24 protein-coding genes are annotated in these 24,808 nt (G+C 72.5%); 17 read left to right on the forward strand and 7 right to left on the reverse strand.

Annotated elements, in window-relative coordinates:
* The first annotated feature begins 12 nt into the window (after nt 1–12).
* Nucleotides 13–780 (forward strand): sigma-70 family RNA polymerase sigma factor, encoded by a 768-nt coding sequence (locus ACFJGV_RS07580; protein WP_378148041.1) that lies wholly within the window; start codon nt 13–15, stop codon nt 778–780.
* A gap of 79 nt (nt 781–859) precedes the next feature.
* On the opposite strand, the gene ACFJGV_RS07585 is transcribed toward ACFJGV_RS07580, so the two are convergent.
* Nucleotides 860–1,828, reverse strand: coding sequence for a glycosyltransferase family 9 protein (locus tag ACFJGV_RS07585; protein WP_378148043.1), 969 nt, complete (start codon nt 1,826–1,828; stop codon nt 860–862).
* Between the two features lie 117 nt (nt 1,829–1,945).
* On the opposite strand from ACFJGV_RS07585, the gene ACFJGV_RS07590 reads away from it, so the two are divergent.
* The 8 genes from ACFJGV_RS07590 to nadE are packed head-to-tail and all read left to right on the forward strand — an operon-like array spanning nt 1,946 to nt 9,469.
* On the forward strand, nt 1,946–2,509 hold the full coding sequence (locus ACFJGV_RS07590; protein ID WP_378148044.1) for an HAD-IIIA family hydrolase: 564 nt from the start codon (nt 1,946–1,948) through the stop codon (nt 2,507–2,509).
* On the forward strand, nt 2,506–3,570 hold the full coding sequence (locus ACFJGV_RS07595; protein ID WP_378148045.1) for a glycosyltransferase family 9 protein: 1,065 nt from the start codon (nt 2,506–2,508) through the stop codon (nt 3,568–3,570). The genes ACFJGV_RS07590 and ACFJGV_RS07595 overlap by 4 nt, the downstream gene beginning before the upstream one ends.
* Nucleotides 3,567–4,586, forward strand: coding sequence for a glycosyltransferase (locus ACFJGV_RS07600; RefSeq protein WP_378148046.1), 1,020 nt, complete (start codon nt 3,567–3,569; stop codon nt 4,584–4,586). The genes ACFJGV_RS07595 and ACFJGV_RS07600 overlap by 4 nt, the downstream gene beginning before the upstream one ends.
* Nucleotides 4,583–5,830 carry a glycosyltransferase gene (locus ACFJGV_RS07605; RefSeq protein WP_378148047.1) on the forward strand — a complete coding sequence of 416 codons (1,248 nt, stop codon included), beginning with the start codon at nt 4,583–4,585 and terminating at the stop codon, nt 5,828–5,830. Before ACFJGV_RS07600 ends, ACFJGV_RS07605 begins: the two co-directional genes overlap by 4 nt.
* The gene (locus ACFJGV_RS07610; RefSeq protein WP_378148048.1) at nt 5,827–6,492 is read left to right on the forward strand and encodes an SIS domain-containing protein; all 666 of its coding nucleotides are present in this window, start codon (nt 5,827–5,829) and stop codon (nt 6,490–6,492) included. Before ACFJGV_RS07605 ends, ACFJGV_RS07610 begins: the two co-directional genes overlap by 4 nt.
* A complete protein-coding gene (locus ACFJGV_RS07615) occupies nt 6,489–7,859 on the forward strand; it encodes a PfkB family carbohydrate kinase (protein ID WP_378148049.1) in 1,371 nt (456 codons plus the stop codon). Before ACFJGV_RS07610 ends, ACFJGV_RS07615 begins: the two co-directional genes overlap by 4 nt.
* Before the next feature lie 47 nt (nt 7,860–7,906).
* Nucleotides 7,907–8,605, forward strand: a complete 699-nt coding sequence (locus tag ACFJGV_RS07620; RefSeq protein ID WP_378148050.1) for an SDR family oxidoreductase — start codon at nt 7,907–7,909, stop codon at nt 8,603–8,605.
* A gap of 39 nt (nt 8,606–8,644) precedes the next feature.
* Nucleotides 8,645–9,469, forward strand: a complete 825-nt coding sequence (gene nadE, locus ACFJGV_RS07625) for an ammonia-dependent NAD(+) synthetase (RefSeq protein WP_378148051.1) — start codon at nt 8,645–8,647, stop codon at nt 9,467–9,469.
* A gap of 12 nt (nt 9,470–9,481) precedes the next feature.
* On the opposite strand, the gene ACFJGV_RS07630 is transcribed toward nadE, so the two are convergent.
* Nucleotides 9,482–10,615 (reverse strand): glycosyltransferase family 9 protein, encoded by a 1,134-nt coding sequence (locus ACFJGV_RS07630; RefSeq protein ID WP_378148053.1) that lies wholly within the window; start codon nt 10,613–10,615, stop codon nt 9,482–9,484.
* 115 nt (nt 10,616–10,730) lie between these two features.
* Here ACFJGV_RS07630 and ACFJGV_RS07635 point away from each other — a divergent pair, with 115 nt between their 5' ends.
* The 8 genes from ACFJGV_RS07635 (at nt 10,731) to ACFJGV_RS07670 (ending at nt 19,178) form a co-directional block, all read left to right on the forward strand.
* Nucleotides 10,731–12,137, forward strand: coding sequence for an aldehyde dehydrogenase family protein (locus ACFJGV_RS07635; protein WP_378148054.1), 1,407 nt, complete (start codon nt 10,731–10,733; stop codon nt 12,135–12,137).
* Nucleotides 12,134–13,600: a D-glycero-beta-D-manno-heptose 1-phosphate adenylyltransferase gene (rfaE2, locus tag ACFJGV_RS07640; RefSeq protein ID WP_378148055.1), complete on the forward strand. Its 1,467-nt coding sequence runs from the start codon at nt 12,134–12,136 to the stop codon at nt 13,598–13,600. The genes ACFJGV_RS07635 and rfaE2 overlap by 4 nt, the downstream gene beginning before the upstream one ends.
* A complete protein-coding gene (locus ACFJGV_RS07645; protein ID WP_378148056.1) occupies nt 13,597–14,466 on the forward strand; it encodes a glycosyltransferase family 2 protein in 870 nt (289 codons plus the stop codon). The genes rfaE2 and ACFJGV_RS07645 overlap by 4 nt, the downstream gene beginning before the upstream one ends.
* Before the next feature lie 32 nt (nt 14,467–14,498).
* A complete protein-coding gene (locus ACFJGV_RS07650) occupies nt 14,499–14,690 on the forward strand; it encodes a DUF2795 domain-containing protein (RefSeq protein ID WP_378148058.1) in 192 nt (63 codons plus the stop codon).
* A 9-nt stretch (nt 14,691–14,699) separates the two neighbouring features.
* On the forward strand, nt 14,700–15,596 hold the full coding sequence (locus ACFJGV_RS07655; RefSeq protein WP_378148060.1) for an SDR family oxidoreductase: 897 nt from the start codon (nt 14,700–14,702) through the stop codon (nt 15,594–15,596).
* Nucleotides 15,597–15,637: 41 nt separating this feature from the next.
* Nucleotides 15,638–16,093, forward strand: coding sequence for an SRPBCC family protein (locus ACFJGV_RS07660; protein WP_378148061.1), 456 nt, complete (start codon nt 15,638–15,640; stop codon nt 16,091–16,093).
* A gap of 156 nt (nt 16,094–16,249) precedes the next feature.
* Entirely contained in the window at nt 16,250–16,714 is a 465-nt protein-coding gene (locus ACFJGV_RS07665; protein ID WP_378148062.1) for an NUDIX domain-containing protein, read from the forward strand.
* 94 nt (nt 16,715–16,808) lie between these two features.
* Nucleotides 16,809–19,178, forward strand: coding sequence for a transglycosylase domain-containing protein (locus tag ACFJGV_RS07670; protein WP_378148063.1), 2,370 nt, complete (start codon nt 16,809–16,811; stop codon nt 19,176–19,178).
* A 181-nt stretch (nt 19,179–19,359) separates the two neighbouring features.
* Here ACFJGV_RS07670 and ACFJGV_RS07675 read toward each other — a convergent pair whose 3' ends face one another.
* From ACFJGV_RS07675 to ACFJGV_RS07695, 5 genes are all read right to left on the reverse strand, one after another.
* Nucleotides 19,360–19,800, reverse strand: a complete 441-nt coding sequence (locus tag ACFJGV_RS07675) for a DinB family protein (protein WP_378148065.1) — start codon at nt 19,798–19,800, stop codon at nt 19,360–19,362.
* A gap of 886 nt (nt 19,801–20,686) precedes the next feature.
* Entirely contained in the window at nt 20,687–22,027 is a 1,341-nt protein-coding gene (locus ACFJGV_RS07680; RefSeq protein ID WP_378148066.1) for an aminotransferase class III-fold pyridoxal phosphate-dependent enzyme, read from the reverse strand.
* Nucleotides 22,028–22,076: 49 nt separating this feature from the next.
* Nucleotides 22,077–22,655 (reverse strand): hypothetical protein, encoded by a 579-nt coding sequence (locus ACFJGV_RS07685; protein ID WP_378148068.1) that lies wholly within the window; start codon nt 22,653–22,655, stop codon nt 22,077–22,079.
* A complete protein-coding gene (locus tag ACFJGV_RS07690; protein ID WP_378148070.1) occupies nt 22,652–23,854 on the reverse strand; it encodes a glutathionylspermidine synthase family protein in 1,203 nt (400 codons plus the stop codon). The genes ACFJGV_RS07685 and ACFJGV_RS07690 overlap by 4 nt, the downstream gene beginning before the upstream one ends.
* A 39-nt stretch (nt 23,855–23,893) precedes the next feature.
* Entirely contained in the window at nt 23,894–24,808 is a 915-nt protein-coding gene (locus ACFJGV_RS07695) for a hypothetical protein (RefSeq protein WP_378148072.1), read from the reverse strand.

Consider the following 24,808-nt stretch of genomic DNA (forward strand, 5'->3'; position numbering starts at 1 on the left):
TGTGTGGGGAGCGTGACCCCACTCAGCGCACACACCTCGTCCCGGCTCTCGATGCGCCCGCGAGGCGGCGCGCGGTCGAGCGATGAGCTCGCCCTGAGGAACCTGTCGCTCGCGGAGTCGGTCGCCCGCCGCTACTACCGTCGCGACGCCGCCCGCGACGAGGATCTGCTGCAGGTCGCCTACATCGGACTGGTGAAGGCCGCGCGGCGGTACGACCCCGCGAAGGGCGACGCGTTCGCGGCGTTCGCGGTGCCGACGATCGCGGGCGAGATCAAGCGTCACCTCCGCGACAACGGCTGGTTCATCCGCCCGCCGCGCGCGATGCAGGAGCTGCGGGCCCGGGTGCGCGACGCCACGCCGGCCCTCGTCCAGCGCCTCGGACGGGCTCCGAGCGCCACGGAGATGGCGAGGGAGCTCGGGGTCACGACCGCGGAGGTCGAGGAGGCCATCGCCTGCCAGCAGAACCTCAGCGCCGCCTCGCTCGACGTGCGGGTGGGCGCCGACCAGACCGACACCCTCGGCGACCTGATCGCCGACGAGCACGACGAGACGGAGCGCAGCGAGGCCGCGGCGATGCTCTGGTCGAGCAGCCGGACGTTGACCCCGCGGGAACGTCGGGTGGTGCACCTGCGGTGGTTCGAGGACCGGACGCAGCAGGAGATCGCCCGCGAGATCGGGGTCACGCAGATGCAGGTGTCGCGCATCCTGGCCAAGACCCTGCAGCGGCTCCGCGTCGCGATGGGGGTCGCGGAGGGCGGCGAGAGCGCGCGGACGGCGTGAGCCCGGACGCGCGAGTGGCATGAACCGGGGCATCCGGACGACGTGAGCCAGGACGCGCGGACGGCGTGAGCGCGCGCGCTCAGGCGAGCAGGCCCTCGGCCGCGGCGAGGACGTCGTCGGTCGTCACCGCGAGGATCGCGGGATCCGGGTCGGTCGCGAACGCGTCGCCGCGCCGCTTCGACTCATCGGTGAGCACCACGTGCGGGCCGGGCGGCGGCCCCCAGTTCTGCGGCGACGCCGGTCCGAACAGCACGACCGACGGCCGGCGGTAGGCGGAGGCCAGGTGCGCCGCGCCGGTGTCGGCCGAGACGACGAGGCGCGCATCCTCGACCACCCCCGCGAACTCCGCCAGCCCGAGCTCTCCCGCCAGCACGCGCGAGGTCGGCAGTCCGGCCGCGGAGGCCACCGCGAGCGCCCTCTCCCGCTCACCGGCGCTGCCCGTGAGGACGACGTGCTCGCCGCGCGCCTCGAGCTCGCGGGCGACGACCCCGAAGCGCTCCACGGGCCACTGCCGCGAGGGGTAGAACGCGCCCACGTGCACGACGGCCGCTCCCACCACGTCGACGCGGTCGCCCGAGGAGAGCAGCCCGACGTCGGCGGCGTCGGCGGGGATGTCGTAGGCGGCGAGCAGCCGCACCCAGCGGTCCCGCTCGCCCAGCTCGGGCTGCCAGTCGGGCATGGGCGGGTCGCCGGGGGCGAGGTCGTCGATCTCGGGCACGCGGTGCACGATCGACAGCCGGGCCTGCAGCAGGTCCACGAGCCTGCGCGACTCCGGGCCGCTCCCGTGGAGGTTCACCGCGACGTCGATCTCGCCGGGGTCGAGGGGAAGCGGCTCGTCGAGCCCGGGGGTGGGGAGCAGCTCGTCGACACCCTCGACGAGGCGCACGATCGGCTCGAGCCACCCGGGGACGGCGAGCACCACGCGATGCGAGGGGAACGCCCTGGCGAGTCCCTTCACGGCGGGCACGGCGACGAGGAGGTCGCCGAGCTTCAGCGTCCGAAGAGCGAGGAGGACGGGCCGATCGTCGGGCCACCGCGGGGAGGTCACGCTTCCAGCATGGCCACATCGGGCGTGACGGCCACCCCGTCGCGCCCGGCGGCCTGCGAGGAGAAGGAGTTCGCCGGTCGGGTTTGAGAAGCAGGAGAAGTGGGGACGAGCAGGAGTATGACCTCTCCACTCCGCGCCGTGCTCTTCGATCGCGACGGCACCCTCGTGGTCGACGTGCCCTACAACGGCGACCCGGATGCCGTCGTCGTCGTGGCCGGGGCTGCTGAGGCGATCGCGCGGCTGCGAGCGGCCGGCATCGCCGTGGGCGTGGTCTCGAACCAGTCGGGTGTGGCCCATGGCCTCGTGACGGTCGAGGAGGTCGACGCCGTCAACGGCAGGGTCGACGAGCTCATCGGCCCCTTCGACACCTGGCAGTACTGCCCGCACGCCTCGGAGGCCCGGTGCGCCTGCCGCAAGCCGCAGCCCGGGCTCGTGCTTCGCGCGGCGCGCGCCCTCGGCGTCGACCCGACGGAGACGGCGGTCATCGGCGACATCGGCGCCGACGTCCGTGCCGCGACCGCGGCGGGAGCCCGCGCGGTGCTCGTCCCCACGCCCGTCACCCGGCGGGAGGAGATCGACGCCGCTCCGCTCGTGGCCCGCGACCTCGCCGGAGCCCTCGACCTCCTGCTCGGGGCGTCGACCGGCCACGACGAGCCACGAGCCCGGGAGGCCGCCGCATGACCCGGCGTGCCCTCATCGCCCGGCTCGACAGCGTGGGCGACGTCCTCCTCTGCGGACCGGCGGTCCGCGCCGTGGCCGCGTCCGACGGGATCGACGAGGTGTGGATGCTGTGCAGCACCATCGGCGCGCCGGCGGCCCGGCTGCTGCCCGGGGTCGACCGCGTGCTCGAGTGGGACTGCCCGTGGATCACCGCGAACGCCCCGGCAGTGACTCCCGAGGTGATGGCCGACCTGCGGGGCCTCCTGGCGGAGGCCCGGCCCGACGTGGCGATCATCCTCACCTCGTTCCACCAATCGCCGCTCCCTCTGGCGCTGGAGCTGCGGCTCGCGGGCGTCCCGCGGATCGTCGGAGCGTCGGTCGACTTCGCCGGCTCCCTCCTCGACGTGCGGCTGAAGCCCGGCGAGGACTTCCCCGAGGATCAGCCCGAGCCGGTGCGGGCGCTCACGATCGCCAGGTCCGCCGGCTTCGACCTCCCGCACGGAGACACGGGCGGGCTGCGGATGGGGACAGACCCCCGCGGCGAGGACCTGTACGCCTCCGCCGGCCCCTACGTCGTCGTCCATCCCGGCGCCTCCGCCTCGGCGCGCCGGTGGCCCACCGGCCACCACGAGGAGCTCGTGCGGCTGCTGGCCGAGGACGGCGTGCGCTGCGTCGTGACCGGTGGACCGGGCGAGCGGGATCTGACGGCACGCGTCGCCGGGCACGACGGCGTCGACCTGGGCGGCGACACGGAGCTCGGTGTGCTCGCCGATGTGATCCGCCGAGCCTCGGTCGTCGTCTGCGGCAACACCGGCCCCGCACACCTCGCGAGCGCGGTGGGCACCCCCGTGGTCAGCCTGTTCTCCCCGGTCGTCCCGCCCGAGCGCTGGGCGCCGTACGGCGTACCGCATCTGCTCCTCGGCGACCAGCGGGCCGACTGCCGGGGCACCCGCGCGACGGAGTGCCCGGTGCCCGGGCATCCCTGCCTCACCTCGGTCACGCCGTCCACCGTGCGCGAGGCGGTGCTCGGGTTGGCGCCGGAGCTGGTGGGGCTCGGATCACGTGAGCGGAGCATCGCATGAGGATCCTGCTCTGGCACGTGCACGGCGGATGGACGGACGCGTTCGTCCGCGGCACCCACCGGTACCTGCTGCCGACGAGCCCGGCTCGCGACGCCGCCGGCCTCGGGCGCGGCGGGCGGGACTGGCCCTCGACCGCCGTCGAGGTGCCACTCGACGAGCTCCACGACGCCGACATCGACGCCGTCGTGCTGCAGCGCACCGACGAGATCGAGACCGTGGAGCGGCTCACCGGCCGTCGCCCCGGCGTCGACCTGCCCGCGGTCTTCGTCGAGCACAACACCCCGAAGGGCGATGTGCCGAACACCGTGCATCCGCTCGCCGACCAGGGCGACATCCCGATCGTGCACGTCACCCACGTCAATCGGATGCTGTGGGACAGCGGCCGGGCGCGGACGGCGGTCGTGGAGCACGGCGTCGCCGACCCCGGGCACCTCTACACCGGCGAGCTCGAGCGGATCGGCGCGGTCGTGAACGAACCGGTGCGTCGCTGGCGGGTCACCGGCACCGACCTCCTCCCCGGGTTCGCGAGCATCGCCCCGCTCGACGTGTACGGCATGGGCGCCGAGACCCTGCCCGAGGTGCTCGAGCTCGACGCGGACCGCGTCCGGGTCGAGGGCGACACACCCACGTCGACCCTGCATCGCGAGCTGGCGCGGCGCCGCCTCTACCTGCATCCGATGCGCTGGACGAGTCTCGGTCTCTCCCTCCTCGAGGCCATGCACGCGGGGATGCCGGTGGTGGCGCTCGACGCCACGGAGGCCTCGCGCGCGGTGCCGCCCGAGGCGGGCCTGGTCTCGGCCGACCTCGACGCCCTCCACGCCGAGACGCGGGCGCTGCTCCGCGATCCCGACCTCGCCCGACGCAAGGGCGACGCGGCACGCGAGCACGCGCTCGCCCACTACGGCCTCGCCGCGTTCCACGCCCGGTGGGACGAGGTCCTCGCCGACCTGCTCGACGAGCACGCGCACCGCCGGAGTCTCCGGACGGCCGGTTCACCTGGAAGGGAGTCCCGATGAGGATCTCGATGGTCTCCGAGCACGCCAGCCCGCTGGCCACGCTCGGCGGAGTCGACGCGGGCGGCCAGAACGTCCATGTCGCCGCCCTGTCGCGCGAGCTCGCCGGCCGCGGCCACACCGTCACCGTGTTCACGCGGCGCGACGACCCCGCCCGGCCCGAGCGGGTGGCGCTGTGCCCCGGGGTCGAGGTGGTGCACGTCGACGCCGGGCCGCCGCAGCGCATCTCGAAGGACGAGCTGCTGCCCTTCATGGACGTGTTCGCCGACCGTCTCGTCGAGCACTGGCGCGACGAGACCCCGGATGTGGTGCACAGCCACTTCTGGATGTCGGGCCTCGCGGCGGAGGGCGCCGCGCGGCGGCTGCCGCATCCGGTGCCGGTCGCGCACACGTTCCACGCGCTCGGGACCGTGAAGCGCCGCCACCAGGGCACCGAGGACACCTCGCCCGCCGAGCGCGCGGCGCTCGAGCCGATGGTCGGCACCGCCGCGGATGCGGTCATCGCCACCTGCTCCGACGAGGCGTTCGAGCTGAAGGCGATGGGCGTCGACACCTCGCACATCTCGGTGGTGCCCTGCGGGGTCGACCTCGAGCTCTTCAGCCCGGAGGGGCCGGCCGAGCCCCGCGGGCCGAGGCACCGGATCATGACCGTGGGCCGTCTCGTGCAGCGCAAGGGCGTGGGCCTGACCATCTCCGCGCTCCGACAGCTCGTCGACGAGGGCCGCGACGACGTCGAGCTCGTCGTCCTCGGCGGATCGAGGCCACCGGGTCACGCCGACGAGGACGTGGACGTCCAGCGCCTCCGCGCCCACGCCCGGAGGCTGGGCGTGGAGCACCTCGTGACCTTCCGCGGGCAGATCCGGCAGGCCGACCTGCCCGCGGCGCTCCGCTCCGCCGACGTGGTGGTCTGCGCCCCGTGGTACGAGCCGTTCGGCATCGTGCCGCTCGAGGCCATGGCGACCGGCACGCCCGTCGTGGCGGCCGCGGTCGGCGGGCTCATCGACAGCGTCGTCGACGGGATCACCGGGGTCCACGTGCCGCCGCGCGACTCGGAGGCCATCGCCTCCGCGGTCGGCGCGCTCCTCGACGACCCCGAGCGGCTGCGTCGGCTGGGCCGAGCGGGACACCGGCGGACCGTCTCGCGGTACTCCTGGCAGCGGGTCGCCCGCGACACCGAGTCCGTGTACACCCAGCTCACCGCCGCCCGGGCGGCGCGCAGCCGCCCCCGGAAGGAGGTTCGCTCGTGACCATCGTCGACACCCGTGAGCAGCAGACCCTCGAGCCCGTGCTCGATCAGCACCTCCGACACCACCTCGAGACGATCGAGGCGCTCCGCGACCGCCTGCCCGACATCACCCGCTGGGGCGAGCGCCTCGCCGACCGCCTCCTCCATGGGCAGCGGCTGCTCGCCGCCGGCAACGGCGGATCGGCCGCCGAGGCACAGCACCTCACCGCCGAGCTCGTCGGGCGCTTCGACGGCGAGCGGCGGCCCTTCTCGGCCCTGTCGCTCCACGCCGAGTCGTCGAGCCTCACCGCGATCGGCAACGACTACGGCTACGACCAGGTCTTCGCCCGCCAGGTGCTCGCTCACGCGCGCGCCGGCGACATCCTGATGCTGTTCTCGACGAGCGGGAAGAGCCCGAACCTCCTCGCCGCAGCCGAGGCCGCGCGGAGGGTCGGGGCCACCACCTGGGCGCTGACCGGCGCAGGGCCGAACGCCCTCTGCCTCGAGTGCGACGAGCACATCGCGCTGCCCGGCACGGGGGCGGCCGTGCAGGAGGCCCAGCTCGTGATGCTCCACCTGCTCTGCCGAGTCTTCGACGCCCGGGTGCACTCACACGACGCCGCGGCGCACGCGCCGTCGAGCGCCGGTCGGCGCGGATCCACGTCCGAGGGCGGCCGCTCGTGAGGATCGTGGTGGTGGGGGACACGCTGCTCGACGTCGACGTCGAGGGCTCGTCGGATCGCCTGGCTCCGGATGCGCCGGCTCCCGTGGTCGTCGTCGCCCAGCGCGTCGTGCGGGCAGGCGGCGCCGGCCTCGTGGCGACGCTGCTCGCGCGCGACGGGCACGACGTCGACCTCGTCACCGTGCTCAGCCGCGACGGTCGCGCGGCGGACATCGAAGAGGACCTCGCCCGCATCGGCCGCGTGCACGTCGTCGCCGCCAGGACGGAGGCGCCGACGCCGTCGAAGTCGCGCATCCGCAGCTCGGGCCACGTCGTCACCCGTCTCGACGAGGACTGCGGGATCACCCCGGTTCCGCCCGTCACGGTCGACATGCTCGCCGCGCTCGAGGGCGCAGACGCGATCGTCGTGGCCGACTACGGTCGCGGCCTCACCGCCGACGAGCGGCTCAGAGCGGCTCTGCACGAGGTCGGCCACCGCATCCCCCTGGTGTGGGATCCGCATCCGCGCGGAACCCGACCGGTCGGGTCGGCGACGGTGGTGACACCGAACCTGGCGGAGGCCCGCGGCTTCGCGGGAGTCAGCGGGGACGACAGCCACGCCGCCGCCGAGGCCGCCGTGCGCCTGTCGGAGGAGTGGGGAGTGGACGCCGTGCTCGTCACGCTCGGCCACGACGGCGCCCTCCTGCACCGTCCGGATGCTCCTCCGCACCTCGTCCCCACCACGGAGGTCCGCGGCGCCGACACCTGCGGCGCGGGCGACCGGCTCGCGGCCTCGATCGCCGGAGCACTGGCGAGCGGTGCCGGCCTCCCCTCGGCCGTGCAGTCCGCCGTCGCCTCGGTCGGACGCTTCCTCGCCGACGGCGGCGTGGCCGCGCTCGCGCTGCCCGACAACTCCCGTCCTCTCGGCGGGGACGCGGATGCGGCCCTCGCCGTGGTCCGCGCGACCCGGGCCCGGGGCGGGACCGTCGTGGCGACCGGTGGCTGCTTCGACCTGCTGCACGCCGGTCACGCCAGGACGCTCGCCGCCGCGCGCGCTCTCGGCGACTGCCTGGTCGTCTGCCTCAACAGCGACGACTCGGTGCGCAGGCTCAAGGGATCCGAACGTCCGATCATGGGCCAGGAGGACCGCAGCGATCTGCTCACCGCCCTCGAGTGCGTCGACGCCGTGCTGGTGTTCGACGAGGACACCCCCGTCGAGGCGCTGCGCCGTCTCGAGCCCGACCTCTGGGTGAAGGGCGGCGACTACTCCGCCGACCAGCTGCCCGAGACCGCCGTCATCGGCGAGTGGGGCGGCCGCACCGTGACGGTCCCCTACTTCCCCGGTCGATCCACCACCCGTCTGGCCGGAGCGCTCTCCCGCGTCGGCTGACGTGGAGGGTCACCCCTGCTCTCATCACCCTGCTCGAAAGGACAGCCATGCCCGACATCCGCCCCCTCGGAACCGTCCTCGTCACCGGAGGAGCCTCCGGACTCGGCGCCGCCGTCGTCACCGCCGTGCGCGCGGCGGGCGGCACCGCCCTCGTACTCGACCTCGACGTCAGCGCCCTGAGCGACCAGCACGCCTTCCCCTGCGACGTCTCCGACACCCGCGCCACCGAGGCGCTGGTCGACGACCTCGCCGCCCGCTTCGGCGGTCTGGATGCGGTGGTCACCGCCGCGGGCGTCGACCGGCCCGCTCCGCTCGACGGCATCTCCGGTGCCGACTGGGAGCGGATCGTCGGCGTCAACCTGCTCGGCACGGTCGCCGCCGTGCGCGGTGCGCTCCCCCACCTGAAGTCGAGCCACGGACGTGTCGTCACGATCGCGTCCTCGCTCGCCCTGCGGGCGCTCGGCGACGCCACCGCCTACTGCGCGTCGAAGTTCGGCGTCCTCGGCTTCTCGCGCTCCCTCGCCGCGGAGACGAAGGGGCAGCTGGGTGTCACCACGATCATCCCGGCCGGCATGAACACCCGCTTCTTCGAGGGCCGCGACGAGCAGTACAAGCCGGGGGCGGATGCACAGCTCATCGACGCCTCCGAGGTGGCGGACGCCGTCGTCTTCGCGCTGACCCGCCCGGTCGGGGTCGAGGTCCGCGAGCTGGTGATCGCACCGGAGCAGGAGCCCTCCTGGCCCTGAGGGCTCGACTATCGGCGTCCGGCGTCGATACTGGAAGCTGTGCGCCCACTTCAGAAGACCATCATCGACGAGCTCGAGGTCAAGTCCGAGATCGATCCCGCCCAGGAGGTCGAGGCCCGCGTCTCGTTCCTCTGCGACTACCTCCGCGCGACCGGCGCCCGGGGGTTCGTCCTCGCCGTCAGCGGCGGCCAGGACTCCAGCCTCGCCGGTCGTCTCTGCCAGCTCGCGGTCGAGCGGCTGCGTGAGCAGGGGCGCGAGGTCGACTTCGTCACGGTCCGCATGCCCTACCGGGTGCAGGCCGACGAGGACGACGCGCAGCTCGCCCTCGGCTTCATCCAGGCCGGGCCGGGTGTGGTGATCAACATCCAGAACGGGGTCGACGGAGTGGCCCGCGACTACGCCGAGGCCGTCGGCAGCGAGATGTCGGACTTCACCAAGGGCAACGTGAAGGCGCGCACCCGGATGGTGGCGCAGTACGCGCTGGCCGGCGAGCGCGGGCTGCTCGTGGTGGGCACCGATCACGCCGCGGAGGCGGTGACGGGCTTCTTCACGAAGTACGGCGACGGCGGCGTCGACATCACGCCGCTCACCGGCCTGAGCAAGCGCCAGGGCAAGGCGATCCTCGCGTACCTCGGCGCCCCGGCCCGACTCTACGAGAAGGCCCCGACCGCCGACCTGCTCGATCACGACCCGGGTCAGACCGACGAGGCGAACCTCGGCCTCACCTACACCGACATCGACGACTTCCTCGAGGGCCGCGAGGTCGGGACGCCGGTGGCCGAGGCGATCGAGCAGCGCTTCCTCGCCACACGGCACAAGCGCGCCGTGCCGGCCACGCCGTTCGACACCTGGTGGCGCGTCTGACGCGACGCTGAGTCAGACCCTCCGGGCGGTCGCCGCGACCGCCCGGAGGGGTCGCGCGTCGAGCAGCGAGGACACGTCGGACCAGACGGCGTCGACCGGCACGTCGGCGACGAACGAGTCGTCGTGCTCGCAGCGCGGCGCGGACCAGCCGACCTGCGTGGCGTCGATGCCGCAGACGGGGCAGCGCGTCGTCCATGCCAGGCGCACCCGGTGGTGGGTGCGGGTGAGCGGCCCGCCGTTGATGAGGTTGCCCACCCAGAACACCGACGCGGTGGGGCATCCGACCGCCTGAGCCAGGTGGCGCGGGCCGCTGTCGTTGCCGACGAAGAGGTCCGCGCGCGCCAGGAGACCGGCCAGCTCGCCCAGGCTCAGACGACCGCCGATCGAGGTCACGAGCGACGACGAGGCGAGGCCCGCGATCGCGTCCGCGAGGTGGGCGTCGGATCCCTCCCCCACCACCACGACCTGCATGCCCTCCTCGGCGAGACGGACCGCGATCTCCGCGAAGCGCTCCGCCGGCCAGCGTCTCCGCGGGTCGCTCGCGCCGGGGTGGATCACGACGTACCCTGCAGTTCCGCGCTCGAGGTGCGCCTCCGCCGCCGCGCGCTCGTCGTCGGCGACGATGATGCGCGGCTCGAGGGTGACCGGCTCGGCCCCGGCCAGCGCCACCGTCTCGAGCCAGCGCACGACCTCGTGCTGGTAGTACTCGTAGGGCATCACGCGCTCGAGCGGGAGGGCGTCGTCGGTAGCGGTGCCGACGGTGTGCCGGGCGTGCAGCTCGGCGACGAACGGGTTCGAGTAGCGCCCTCCGCCGTGCAGCTGGCAGGCGAGGTCGAAGCGGCGGGCCCGCATCCGGGTGAGGAACTCCGCGATCCCGCGAGGGTCGTCGCCGCCGTCGGGGCTGTGCACCCCACGGGCCCGCGGCAGCACCTCCACGCTCGACACACTGCCGGGCCGCCCGTCGAGCAGCTCCCGGTGCATCGGCGTGCCCAGGAGCACGATCTCGGCCTCCGGGTAGGCGGCCGCCAGCGCGTCGACGGCGGGCAGCGCGAACAGGAGGTCGCCGAGCCCGCCTCCCCTCAGCACGGCGATGCGGAGCACGTCGTCGAACGGATCCCGGCGGTCCCGCGCGGATCTGGGACGCATGGCATCACTCCTCTCGGTCGCCTCATCTGTTCCCCTGCCTCCCCCGATCGAAACCCGGTCGACCGGATCCGGTGCCTCGGGTGTGAGGGGCACACGGAGTGGGTACGGGGCAGGCATGCTGCCCTCGACGCCCTCTCGCGACGACACCCACCGGCTCGCCCCCGCCGACGGGGACATCGTCATCACCGACCCGCGGACCGGTGACCCCGTGGGCACGGTCTCGCCGGCCGACCAGCGTCAGGTGGCCGCCGCGGTGGAGCGGGCGAAGGCCGCCGCCCCGAGCTGGGCCCGCACCGCTCCGGCGCAGCGCGGCGCGCTGCTGCACAGGATCGCCGCGGTGCTGCGCGACCACGAGACCGAGCTCGCCAGGCTCAACGAGAGGGAGACGGGGAAGCCGCTCGACCAGGCGCTCGGGGGGATCGCCGCGGGTGTGGCCACGTTCGTGCAGTACGCGGAGCTCGGCCCGCTGCACACCGGCCGCGCCCTGCGGGGCCCGGCGACCGCAGCCGACTACACGGTCGCCGAACCGCGTGGGGTGGTGGCGGTGATCACCCCGTGGAACGACCCGGTCGCCGTCGCCGCGGGCCTGATCGGCGCCGCCGTCGTCACCGGCAACACCGTCGTCTTCAAGCCGAGCGAGCGCTGCCCGCATCTCGGCCGCAGGCTGGGCGAGCTCATCGCCCAGGCCCTGCCGCAGGATGTGGTGGTCACCGTCGACGGCGACGCCGACACCGGCGCCACGCTGGTCGCGCATCCGGACGTCGCCATGGTGGCGCACGTCGGCTCGACCGCGGCGGGCGAGAGGATCGCCCGGGCGGCGGCCCTCACCGGCGCCCACGTCGTGCGCGAGAACGGGGGCAACGACGCGCTCCTCGTCGACGCGGGAGTGGACCCCGAGTGGGCGGCAGGGCAGGCGGCCCTCGGCGCCTTCGCGAACACCGGCCAGATCTGCACGTCGGTCGAGCGCATCTTCGTGCACCAGGACCTGGCTGACGCCTTCCTCGTCGCGCTCGTGCGGGAGGCGGAGGCGCGCACCGGCTCGCTGTCGTTCGGCCCGCTGGTCGACGACGCCCTGCGCGACCTCGTCCACGAGCAGGTGCGGGAGGCGCTCGACGACGGCGCCGAGGCGCTGATCGGCGGCGTCGTCCCGGACGGGCCGGGGAGCTGGTACCCCGCCACCGTGCTCGTCGGATGCCGCCCCTCGATGACGATCATGCGCGAGGAGACGTTCGGCCCCATCGCCCCGGTGCAGATCGTCCGCGACTTCGACGAGGCCCTCGAGCTCGCCGCCCACGACCGCTACGGGCTGGCGGCGACCGTGCTCTCGAAGGACCTCGACCACATCCAGCGCGCCGTGGCCACCCTCGAGGTCGGCACCGTGAAGGTCAACGCGGTCTTCGGCGGCGCGCCCGGCGGCTCAGCGGAACCGCGTCGCGCGAGCGGCTCGGGGTTCGGATACGGGCCGGGCCTGCTCGACGAGATGACGCTGACGAAGGTCGTGCACATCGAGGCGGCCCCATGATCGGCCGGACCGACCTCATCGAGCTGATCGCGCGCCTCCGCACGGAGGCGCCGCGGATCGTCGTGCTCGGCGACGTCATCCTCGACCGGTGGTGGAGCGGTCCGGCCCAGCGGATGTCGCGTGAGGCGCCCGTCCCCGTGGTCGAGGCCGACACGGTCGTCGACTGCCCCGGCGGCGCGGCCAACACGGCGGCGAACCTCGCCGCGCTCGGCGCTCGGGTGCGGCTGGTGTCGGCGGTGGGCGACGACGAGGAGGGGCGCACGTTGCTCGCGTCGCTCGATTCGGCAGGCGTCGACATCGGCGGGGTCGAACAGCGACCGGGTGCGTGCACCACCTCGAAGACCCGCGTGGTCGGAGCCGAGCAGATCCTGGTGCGGGTCGACCGCCTCGGCGACGCGAGGCTCCCCCTCGACGCCCTGCTCGGCCACCTCGACGGCGCCGACGCCGTGGTGGTGTGCGACTACGGCAACGGTCTGCTCGGGGACGCCGCGCTGGCCGCGCTGGCGGCCGGGCGCGAGCGTCTGCCGCTGCTCGTCGTCGACGCGCACGACCCGGCGCGCTGGCGTCCGACGCGCCCCGACGTGATCACGCCGAACGCCGGAGAGACGGCGCTGCTGCTCGGCGAGCGCCTCGATGGCGACCGGCCCGCCGCCGCGGAGGAGCGCTGGGGTGCCGTGCTCACGATCTCCGGAGCGCGCGCCGCCGTCGTGACGCTCGACCGGGACGGGACCGTGGTCATCGGCCCCGACGGGCCGGAGAGCCGGACGTCCGCGCATCCGGTGCGCGAGAACCAGGCCTCGGGCGCCGGCGACACGTTCACCGCCGCCCTCGCCGCCGCCCTCGCGACCGGCGCCGCGCTCACCGTCGCCGCCGATCTCGCGCAGGCCGCGGCTGACGTCGTGGTGCGCCGCCCCGGCACGTCCGTCTGCACCGCGGACGACCTGCTCGCCGCGGTCGGCGACGACGAGCGGCGGATGCTCACCGGCGACGACCTCGCCGCGAGCCTCCGCCGCGACCGGGACCACGGCAGGCGGATCGTCTTCACCAACGGATGCTTCGATGTCATCCACCGCGGCCACACCACCCATCTCCGGCAGGCGAAGGCGCTCGGCGACGTGCTCGTGGTCGCCCTCAACGACGACGAGTCGGTGCGCCGACTCAAGGGCCCGGACCGGCCGCTCAATCCGCTCGCCGACCGGGCCGCCGTGCTGGGCGCCCTCGACTGCGTCGACTACGTGACCGTGTTCTCGGCCGACACCCCCCGCGACCTCCTCGACACGCTGCGACCCGACGTGTACGCCAAGGGCGGCGACTACACCCCCGAGATGCTCACCGAGACCGAGACGGTCCGTTCCTACGGCGGCGAGGTGCGCATCCTCGACTACCTGCCTGATCGGTCCACGTCCGGGATGGTGAAGCGGATCGTCGCCCGCGTCGGCCACGAGGTCGAGGGGAAGCCGTGATCGGCGCGCGCCGCCAGGCCGCCGAGTGGGCGAGGACGGGGCAGGCCGTCCCCCCGCGCATCGACGTGCTCATCCCCACGACCGGCCGCATCGCCGAGCTCGCCGTGACCCTGGCCGGGCTCGCCGCCCAGGACTCGCCGTCCTTCCGCGTGGTGCTCAGCGATCAGTCCGACGATGCGGCATCGCGCACCTCCCCGAGCGTGCAGGCGATGGTGCGGGTGCTGGAGGCCCAGGGACGCGAGGTCATGCAGCTGGCCCATCTCCCCCGCCGTGGGATCGCCGAGCATCGGCAGTTCCTGTTCGAGCAGTCGAGCGCTCCGCACGTCCTCTTCCTCGACGACGACATCTGGCTCGAGCCCGGCTCGCTTCAGCGGATGCACGACGCCATCGAGACGCTCGGCTGCGGATTCGTGGGCCTGGCGCCTCAGGGCCTGTCCTACCTCGACGACGAGCGACCCGAGCAACGCCGCGGCTACGAGCCCTGGCACGGCGCGGTCGAGCCGGAGAGGATGCGGCCCGGCGGACCGCAGATGAGCCGGCTCCCGCTCCACAACGCCGCCAACCTCGTGCATCTGGCTCGTGACATGGAGATGCCGCCGAACGGATGGCAGGCCTACCACGTCGCCTGGGTCGGCGGATGCGTGCTCTACGGACGGGCCGCGCTGGCCGAGGCGGGAGCGTTCGAGTTCTGGCGCACCGCGCCGCTTCTGCACTCGGGAGAGGACGTCGCCGCGGAGTGGCGCGTCATGGACCGGCACGGTGGAGCCGGACTGCTTCCGAGCGGAGCGGTGCATCTCGAAGCGCCGACCACCCTCCCCGAGCGTCCGGTCGACCTCTTCGAGCTGGTCTTCGCGAGCGACCCCTGACCACCCCACCACCCCGAGGAAAGGAGGCCGTCATGGCCGACACCCCCAACCCCATCCAGATCCAGAAGTTCCTGGGCGGGATCGACTACCCCGCGTCGAAGGACGACATCGTCCAGCGAGCCAAGGACTCGGGCGCCGACGACGCCGTGCTCGACGCCCTGAACGCCATTCCTGGCAAAGAGTATGACGCCCCGACCGCTGTGAGCGAAGCAGTGTCAGGCTGAGGAGACATCATGAGCACCGACCAGTACACCTTCGACGACCCGGTCAGCCGGTACCCGTCGATCACGCCGCCCGACCAGGAGCAGGCCGAGCCCGGTCTCGAGTCGAAGCTCCAGCCCGTGCCCGATCTCGGGGAGAACACCTACCGCGGAAGCGGACGGCTCGAAGGACGCAAGGCGCTCGTGACCGGCGGCGACTCGGGGATCGGCGCCGCCACCGCGATCGCCTTCGCCCGTGAGGGCGCCGACGTCGCGATCTCCTACCTCCCCTCCGAGGAGCAGGACGCCGCCCGGATCGCCGGTCTCATCCAGGATGCCGGCCGTACCGCTCTGCCCCTCCCCGGCGACATCAGCGACCCGGTGTTCGCACGCGAGCTCGTCGCGCGAGCGGCGGACGGCCTTGGCGGTCTCGACCTCCTCGTCAACAACGCCGGTCGGCAGATCTACGTCGAGAACCTCGAGGACCTCAGCGACGAGCAGTTCGACGACACGCTGAAGACCAACGTCTACGCGATGTTCTGGATCACGAAGGCCGCCCTCCCCCACCTGGGTCCGGGATCGACCATCATCAACACCACCTCGGTGCAGGCCTACAACCCGTCGCCCATCCTGCTCGACTACGCCACCACGAAGGCGGCGATCAACGCCTTCACGAAGGGTCTGGCACAGCAGCTGGCGCCGAAGGGCATCCGCGTCAACGCGGTCGCGCCGGGGCCGGTGTGGACGGTCCTCCAGGTCTCGCACGGTCAGCCCCCCGAGAAGATCGAGCAGTTCGGGAAGTCGACGCCGCTCGGACGCGCCGGGCAGCCCGCCGAGCTGGCGCCCGCCTACGTCTTCCTCGCGTCGGCGGAGTCGAGCTTCGTCAGCGGCGAGACGCTGCAGGTCAACGGCGGCATGCCCACCCCCTGAACCCTTTCCCCTCCCCCGTCCGAACAGAAGGAGAACACCCCATGGCACAGATCATCGAGACCGTCGACGTGGACGTCCCCGTCACCACCGCGTACGACCAGTGGACGCAGTTCGAGTCGTTCCCCCAGTTCCTCGAGGAGGTCGAGTCGATCACGCAGAGCGACGACACCCACACGCACTGGAAGGTGAAGGTCGGCGGCGCCGAGCGCGAGTTCGACGCGGTCATCACCGAGCAGCACCCCGACGAGCGCGTCGCCTGGACGAGCACCGGCGGTGACACCGAGCACGCCGGCGTCGTCACCTTCCACAAGCTGAGCGACACCCAGACGCGCGTCACCGTGCAGATCGACTGGGAGCCCGAGGGACTGCTCGAGAAGGCCGGCGCCCTCGTCGGTGCGGGCAAGCACGCCGTGAAGAAGGACCTCGACAACTTCAAGGAGTTCATCGAGAAGCGCGGCACCGAGACGGGCGCCTGGCGCGGAGACGTCCAGGCGTAGACTCCAGCGCGTCACCGACGCCTCGATCGGCGCCGTCCCCTCGCGGGGCGGCGCCGATCGGCGTTCTGCGCCATGCTCGGTCGGCGCCGTGCTCGGTCGGCGCCGTGCTCGGTAGGCGCGGTGCTCGGTAGGCGCGGTGCTCGGTAGGCTCGGGGCATGCCGACCCCCGACTTCGTCCTCGAGCTGCGCGAGAAGATCGGCCACGCTCCGCTCTGGCTGTCGGGCGTGACCGCGGTGGTCGTGCGCGACGGCGACGTCCTGCTCGTGAAGCGCGCCGACACCGGCGCCTGGACCCCCGTCACGGGAATCATCGACCCGGGCGAGGAGCCCGCCGTCGCCGCCGAGCGCGAGACGCTCGAGGAGGCGGGGATCGTGGCCGAGGCCGAGTCGCTCACCTGGGTCCACAGCATCCCCATGATCACCTACCCCAACGGCGATCAGTCGCAGTACCTCGACATCGCCTTCCGGATGCGCTACGTCAGCGGACACCCCCATCCGGCCGACGGCGAGAACACAGAGGCGGCCTGGTTCGCGCTCGACGCGCTGCCGGAGATGAGCGACGAGATGCATGCGCGCATCCGCCATTCGCTGACCGACGGGCCCGCCCGCTTCGAACGCTGACGGCCCCGCGCCGCCCGACCCTCTCAGTCGCCGGACGGCTCGAGACCAGCGCCCTATCAGGGAATCCGGCTCGAGTGCAAGTACTCTGGGCCATATGCCCGAACGATCCTCCCGCTTCACCCGTGCCGCCGAACGCTCGGCGGAGCTCGTCGAGGAGACGATCGACCGGGCCGCGGGAGAGGGCCGCCGCCCCGCCCGCACCATCGCCACCATGCTGGGCCTCGGCGTGGTCGCCGCGGTCCTCGTCACGGCCTTCGCCACGCCCGCCATCGCCCTGACGAACATGACCGCGACGGGCGCGAACGACACGTTCAACTCCATCCCCGAGTACATCAAGCCGTCGAACCTGGCCCAGAAGAGCGAGATCTACTCCACGAACGCCGACGGCTCCAACACACTGCTCGCGACCGTCTTCGATCAGAACCGCGTCGAGGTCGGCTGGGACGACATCTCCCCGTTCGTGAAGGACGCGATCGTCTCCACCGAGGATCCGCGGTTCTACGAGCACGACGGCGTCGACATCGCCTCCACCATGCGCGCCCTCATCGGCAACCTGTCCTCCGGCGGCGTCGAGAGCGGCGCCTCCACCATCACCATGCAGTACGTGCGCAACATCCTCGTGCAGCAGGCCGAGTCGCTCGACGACGAATCGGCGCGCGAGGCGGCGTACCAGCAGGCCACCACCGAGTCGGTCGAGCGCAAGCTCAAGGAGATGCGCCTCGCGATCGGGCTCGAGAAGGAGTACTCGAAGGACGACATCCTGCTCGGGTACCTCAACATCGCCAACTTCGGCGGCACCGTCTACGGCATCGAGGCCGCGGCCGAGTACTACTTCGGGGTCAGTGCGAAGGACCTCACGCTCGCCCAGGCCGCCAGCCTCGCCGCGACCGTCAACGAGCCCAACGGCCTGCGCATCGACAACCCCGACAACATCGCCGACAACCAGGCACGCCGCGACAAGGACGTGCTCGCGTCGATGCTCAAGCAGCACGCGATCACGCAGCAGCAGCACGATGAGGCCGTCGCCACCCCGGTGACCCCGAACATCACCGAGCCGACCACCGGATGCCAGGCGGCCGTGAACGGCGCCGCCTACTTCTGCGACTACATCACCTGGATCATCAAGAACGACCCGTCGTTCGGCGACTCGAGCGAGCAGCGCTGGCAGAACTTCAAGACCGGCGGGTACCAGATCTACACCACGCTCAACGAGCAGCTGCAGGCGAACGCCAACGAGACGATGAAGGAGTTCGTCCCGGCGAGCTACGAGGACATCGACCTCGGCTCCACCATCGTGACGGTCGAGCCCGGCACCGGACGCATCCTCGCCATGGCGCAGAACACGAACTTCGACGAGGATCCCGAAGCCGCCGGCCCCGGTACCACCGCCGTGAACTACAACACCGACCAGGGCTTCGGCGGATCGAGCGGCTTCCAGGTCGGCTCGACCTACAAGGTGTTCGCGCTCGGCGAGTGGCTCGAGCAGGGCCACACCCTGAGCGACCGCGTGAGCGGCAACGAGAAGACCTGGGACATGTCGACGTTCAAGGACTCGTGCGGCTCGAACGGCGGACCGTGGCGGCCCGCCAACGACGGCAGCTCGAGCCCAGGCACGATGTCGGTGCAGAACGCCCTCACCAACTCGGTGAACAACGCGTTCGTCGCGATGGCGCAGGAGATGGACCTCTGCGAGATCCGCGGATTCGCCGAGTCGCTCGGCGTGCACCGCGCCGACGGCGACGACCTCAACACGCTCCCGTCGTCCGTGCTCGGCACCAACGAGGTGGCCCCGCTCACCATGGCCGCCGCCTACGCCGGCATCGCCGCCAACGGCATGTACTGCAGCCCCGTCGCCATCGACCGCATCGTCGACGGCACCGGCGCCGAGCTCACGCCGCCCGGGGCCGACTGCCACCAGGCCATCCCGCAGAACATCGCCTCGACGCTGGCGTACGCCATGCTCGGCCCGATCCAGAGCGGCACGGCCACGCAGTCGAACCCCCGCGACGGCATCACCCACATCGGCAAGACCGGCACGACCGACAACGAGAAGGACACCTGGATGGTCGGCGCCTCGACCAAGGCCGCCACGGCCGTCTGGGTCGGCAACGTGAACGGCGACACGTCGATGGAGGACATCGACCCCAACGGGTACTACGGCTACACCGTCAGGCACCGGATGTGGAACGCCGTCATGACCGCCAACGACGAGGTGCTCGGCGGCGGGGAGTTCCCCGACCCCGACGACTCGCTCGTGTACGGGTCCTCGTCGCGCGGGGGCGACGACGACGAGAAGTCGACGTCCACTCCCACCCCGGCCCCGTCGCCCACCCCCAGCACGGTCACGCCGGGTACGGGCAACGGCGGCGTGCAGGCTCCCGGCGGGGGAACGGAGCCCGGCCCCGGCGACACGGGCACGGGCGTCGGCGGCACCATCGGCGGCCCCGGCACGGGCGCGCAGTAGTCCGCCCGGCCCTCCCCGCGCTCTCGCAGCCTCTTTGGCGTCTCGCTGCCCCATTGGGCGCGCGAGAGGTCAGATCGGGCGCGAGAAGCGCATGGAACGGGTGCGGCTCAGGCTCGGCGGGAGAGCAGGCCGCGCACGAAGCTCGCCTGACCGGCGTGCTGCGTGTCGTCGTTGACGACGCTCACGAGCCGCACGGCGAGGGTGACCGGCGGATCCCAGTCCTCGTCGACCACGCGATCGAGGCGGCGTCGTCGAGGGTGGCGAGGTACTGGGCCGTCCGCGCGGCGACGGCGTCGTGATAGCCGGCGAGCTGGTCGGCCGACACCCCGCGAACCTGCGCCACCTCGTCGCCACTGTGCCCGTATCCGGTGTCGAGGTCGTCGAAGGGCAGCCCGAAGCGGTCGGCCCAGCCGTCGGCGAGCCACACCTGGTCGCCGCCCGACGCGTCGGCGATGTGGTCGTCCTGCACGCGGGTGAGGTGCCAGACGAGCCAGGCGATCGAGTTGCCGCCGTCGTCGGGCTTCGTCGCGAGCGTCTCCTCGTCGAGCTCGCGCACCGCCGAGTGGACGGTGTCGCGGATGCGGGAGAACGCGTCGAGCAGGATGTCGCGGGAGGAGGCCATGAGCCCACCCTCCCCCAACCCACCGCCCGTGGCCACGCTCCGCGTCCGCCCGGCCCCGGGCATCCGCCGCCGCGGGCCCACCCGGTGGTTGCGGGTTGCGCCCGCTCCGCGTCCCGGCGGGGCCGTGAGGGACTCCAGCCCGCGCTCAGGCGGCGCAACCCGCACCACCCGTGTGACGGGCGGCTGCCGGCGCCGCCGTCCGCCCCTGCCGCGCGGACGTACCACCACAGCCTCGGGGCGCGAGTGATGCGGGTTGCGCCCGCTCCGCATCGCGGCGGGGCCGTGGGCGGCTCCATCACGCGCTCCGGGGGCGCAACCCGCACCGACCCGCCCGTCCGGGCCGCTGCCGCAGCCGGTCCCCGACACCGTCTGCCACCGCGCCGCGCGGTCGCCCCGCCACAGCCTCGGGACGCGAGTGACGCGGGTTGCGCCCGCATCGCGTCGCGGCGGGGCCGTGAGCGGCCCCATCACGCGGTCAGGGGACGCAACCCGCACCAACCCGCCCGTCCGGGCCGCCGCCCGGTCGCCGCGGTAGCCTCGTGCGATGAGCAGCGAGCGGATCGAGCACAGGCGGGGGACGGACGGGGAGATCCTCGGATGGATCGAGCCGCGCGACGACGGCTTCGTCGTCATCGACCTCCTCGGTCGCGAGCGCACCGGCGTCGTCGACTGGCTGATTGCCGAGGAGACGCTCGAGGCGCTCGGCCTCTCCTACCTCGCTGACCCGTACGAGCTGCTCCTCGAGAGCGGCGAGTGGCTGCGGGTTCGGATCGCGGAGGTGCGTCCGACCGAGATCCGCGTTAAGAGGACGACTGGGGCGCCGTCGGGGCGCCCCAGATCTACTACACGCTGCCGCTCCCCGTCGCCGAAGAGCGGTTGCGCCCGCTCAGGCGCTGAGCTCGGCGAGCTTCTGCTCGATGACCGTGGCGGCGTCGTCGATGAGCTCCTCGGAGATGACGACGCTCGGCAGGAAGCGGAGCACGCTGTCCCAGCTGCCCGCATCGAGCACGATCACGCCGTTCGCCGCGGCGTGGTCGATGATCGCCTTCAGCCCCTCGGGGTTCGGCTTGGTGGTGCCGGGCAGGACGACCTCGGCGCCGAACATGGCCCCGCGTCCGCGGACCTCGCCGATGACGGAGTACTTCGACGCCCAGTCGCCGATCCGCGCCTGGAACGCGCGCTCGACGCGCTTCGCCTCGGCGATGAGGTCGTCGCGCTCGATGATCTCGAACACCTTCAGCGCCGCCGCCGTGGAGACCGGGTTGCCGCCGAAGGTGCCGCCGATGCCGCCGGGCTGGACCGCATCCATGATCTCGGCACGGCCCGTGACCGCCGCGAGGGGGAAGCCGCCGGCGATGCCCTTCGCCGTGGTGACGAGGTCGGGGATGGCGCCGGTGTGCTCGATCGAGTACCAGGCGCCCGAGCGGGCGATGCCGGCCTGGATCTCGTCGGCGACGAAGACGATGCCGTTCTCGCGGCAGAAGTCGGCGAGCGTCTCGAAGTACCCCTCGGCCGGGATGACGATGCCGCCGTCGCCCTGGATGGGCTCGACGAACAGCGCGGCCAGCTCGGTCGCGCCGATGTGGGTGCGGATGTAGTCGATGGTGCGCTCCGCCGCCTCGACACCGGTCATGCCCTCGGGGTCGCGGAACGGGTACGAGGTGGGGACGCTGAAGATGTCGCCGGGGAACGGACCCATCCCGGCGCGCTCGGGCCAGGGGCGGTACGTCATCGCCATGGTGAGGTTGGTGCGGCCGTGGAACGCGTGGTCGAGCGCCGCGATCGCGCGACGGCCGGTGTAGCGGCGGGCGATCTTCACCGCGTTCTCGACGGCCTCGGCACCCGAGTTCACGAGGATGGAGTGCTTCTCGAAGTCGCCGGGAGTGATCTCGGCGAGCTTCTCGGCGACCTTCACGTAGTTCTCGTACGGCGTGACCGTGAACAGCGTGTGCGTGAGCTTGTTGGCCTGCTCGGCGGCGGCCGCCGCCACCTCCGCGTTGGCGTGCCCGATGGTGGTGACGCCGATGCCACAGCCGAGGTCGATGATCTGATTGCCGTCGACGTCGACGAGGATCGCGCCCGAGCCGTGGTCCATGTAGATGTCGGCGAGCGTGCCCGCCCCTCGGCTCACGGCCGCCCGACGGCGGGCGTGCAGCTCCCGCGACTTGGGGCCGGGGAGTTCGGTGACGAGCTTGCGCTCCTGGGCGACGGAGAACGACGTGGGCATGCGTCCGAGCCTACCTTCCGCACCTCCGCCCGCCCCGAGGGCGCGGGACTCAGCCGCCGGTGGAGCCGGACTTGCCGGAGGCGAAGCCTCCCTTGCCCGAGGAGCCGAAGCCGCCCTTCAGCGGGGCGCGGTCGCCGACCTTCGACCCGGCGGGCGCGGGCGACACGACATCCGACTGCAGGTTCGAGCCGCTCGCGGCGAAGTTGCCGTTCTGCACGGGCGACCAGCCCGCCACGGAGGGCGAGTTCCAGCGGGTGCCCGCGAAGAGGATGGGCCCGAGCCACGGATGCGAGTAGTGCGAGTTGGGGTAGTTCGAGCTCTGCTCGCACAGGCTCTCGGGGGTGTCGGTGATCGTCTGGCCCTGCGACTGGAGCTGCTGGATCTGCGCCGACACGTCGGCGATGCAGTCCTCCTTGGAGTCGTACATCGGCCGCTCGGCGTTGTCGGGGACGACGTACTTCTGCCCGTCGGCGCCCTCGAGCACGGTGCCCTCGTCTTGAGGGGCGCAGCCCGAGAGGGCGAACACCGCTCCGGCGATCGAGAAGACGGCGGCGCCCTTCGCCACGCTCGGCCGGGTGAGCCGTGCGATGCCGGACAGCTGCGGACCTGACTGGGGGCGGGGCCTCATCGGGTCGTCTCCTCGATGTAGTGGGGCACGAACTCGGCGAGGTCGCCGGTGATCGGCCCGCTGGTCTCGCGGATGTCGATGCCCGCCGGCTCCTCGCCGACGATCCAGCTGCCGACCACCGCGGTCTTGCCGGGGATGGGAGCGAACACCGCGCGCTGTTGGTACACGAACCCCTCCTCACCGTAGTCGCCCGGCTGCTCGGCGATGACGTGGCCGCTGCCGTCGAACAGCGTCACGTTGGCGCCCTCGCGACCCAGACGCGGCTTGCGGACGTGGGGGATGCCGCGGAGCGCATCCGGCGTCTCATAGGCGGGCAGCAGGTTCGGGTGCCCGGGGAAGAGCTCCCAGAGCACGACGAGCAGTTGCTTGTTGCTGAGGAGCAGCTTCCACAGCGGCTCGATCCACTGCGTGGAGCCGCGGGTGTCGCGGAGGAAGGCGGCGAACTGCTCGCGCACCATCCACTCCCACGGGTAGAGCTTGAAGATGTGGGAGATCGGCTCGTCGTCGGCGTCGACGAAGCGGGCGGTGTCCATCGAGAAGAGGACGTCCTCCATGAACACGAGCTTCGGGTCGAACCCCGCCAGCCTCGCCGTCTCGGCCATGTAGGCGACGGTGTCGAAGTCCTCGACGATGAGCTCGCCGTCGCCGGAGTCATGCAGCGAGGCGAGATGCAGCCGCGCCCCGGGCGCGAGGCCCCAGCGCGCGCTGCGCACGTGCTCCCACTGCTCGACGAGCTGCTCGTGCAGGCTGTTGAACTGGTCGCCGCCGGGGCGCACCTCCTCGAGCCACTGCCACTGCGCCGCCGCGGTCTCGACCAGCGATGTGGGGGTGTCGGCGTTGAACTCGAGCAGCTTCGGCGGATGCGAGGCGTCGCCGTCGTAGGCGAGATCGAAGCGACCGTAGACGGTCGGGTCGTCCTCGTCCCAGCTCCGCCCGACGAGCTCGTGGAGATCGGTCGGGATGCCGAACTCGGCGTACCGGCCCTGCCGTACGACGTGCTCGACCGCCTCCATGCAGCGGTCGAAGATCTCCTTCGTGCTCGACTCGAGCTGCTCGACCTCGCGCATGGTGAACGTGTAGGCCGCCGACTCGTTCCAGTACGGGCGACCGCCCTCCGACTCCATGTCGTAGAAGCTGAAGCCCACGGCGTCGCATCGCGCCCGCCAGTCGGGTCGGGGGGTGCTGTCGACGCGTCTCATCGCGACAAGGCTACGCGGATGCGGCGGTGGTCGCGGGCATCAGTGGAGGTCGATTCCCAGCGCGGTCGACACCTGCCCCATGCAGCTGTCGTACCAGGCGGCATGGTCGAGGTCGCCGTTCAACAGCGTGCGGATCGCGGGCTGCTCGGCGGGCGGGAAGGACATCAACCAGTCGGTGACACGGGAGGCTCGATCCTCCGGCACGAGCCACCGCGGATCGTCGCCGTAGGTGGGGTATCCGGCAGCGGCCATGCAGTCGCGCACCCCGAGCTCCACCGTCCACTCGTCGCGCGCCGACTGCTGGCGTTCGGCGTCCCAGTCGGCGGGCATGTCCAGCGTCGCAGGATCGGCGAAGTCGCTCGCCTCGAACCTGGGTGCCGGAGGCGGGACCTCCGTGGACCCGACCGGAGCCTGCCCTACGACGACGAGAGCCTGGTTCCAGCAGGCCAGCGAGGTCTGCGAGCGGAGCGCGAACGGCTGGGTCATGTGCGTCGACCAGTCCGGCGGTGGCACGGGATCACCCGCCTCGTTCAGCCGCGGTTGTCCGTCGTCGTCGAAGACCTCTTGACGCGATGACGGACCCGGGAAGAGCCAGAACGCGCGATAGAAGTAGCTGCCGCCGTGAGCGACAAGGCAGTCGTTGGTGAACCGCTGCGCGGTCAGCCACTCCTGCGCGTGCCGCTGGTCTTCCGCCGACCAGGATGCGGGGATGACGATCGAGTCGTCGCTCGGATCGTCGGCTCGCGGATACGAGTGCAGCGGCGGCCACGCCGCATCGCGGGAACCGTGGTCGACCGACCGCGGCATCTGTGCAGGCGCGGCTCCTGCCGCTGCCTCGGTCGACGCGGCCGACACAGATGCGGGCGTGCTCAACCACCACGCCGCACCCCCGGCGATGGCCACCACTGCCAGCGCAGCGATGGCGGACAGGGCGATCGTTCGTGCTCTCGCCAC

The organism is Cnuibacter sp. UC19_7 (assembly GCF_042699995.1).
GTDB lineage: Bacteria > Actinomycetota > Actinomycetes > Actinomycetales > Microbacteriaceae > Cnuibacter.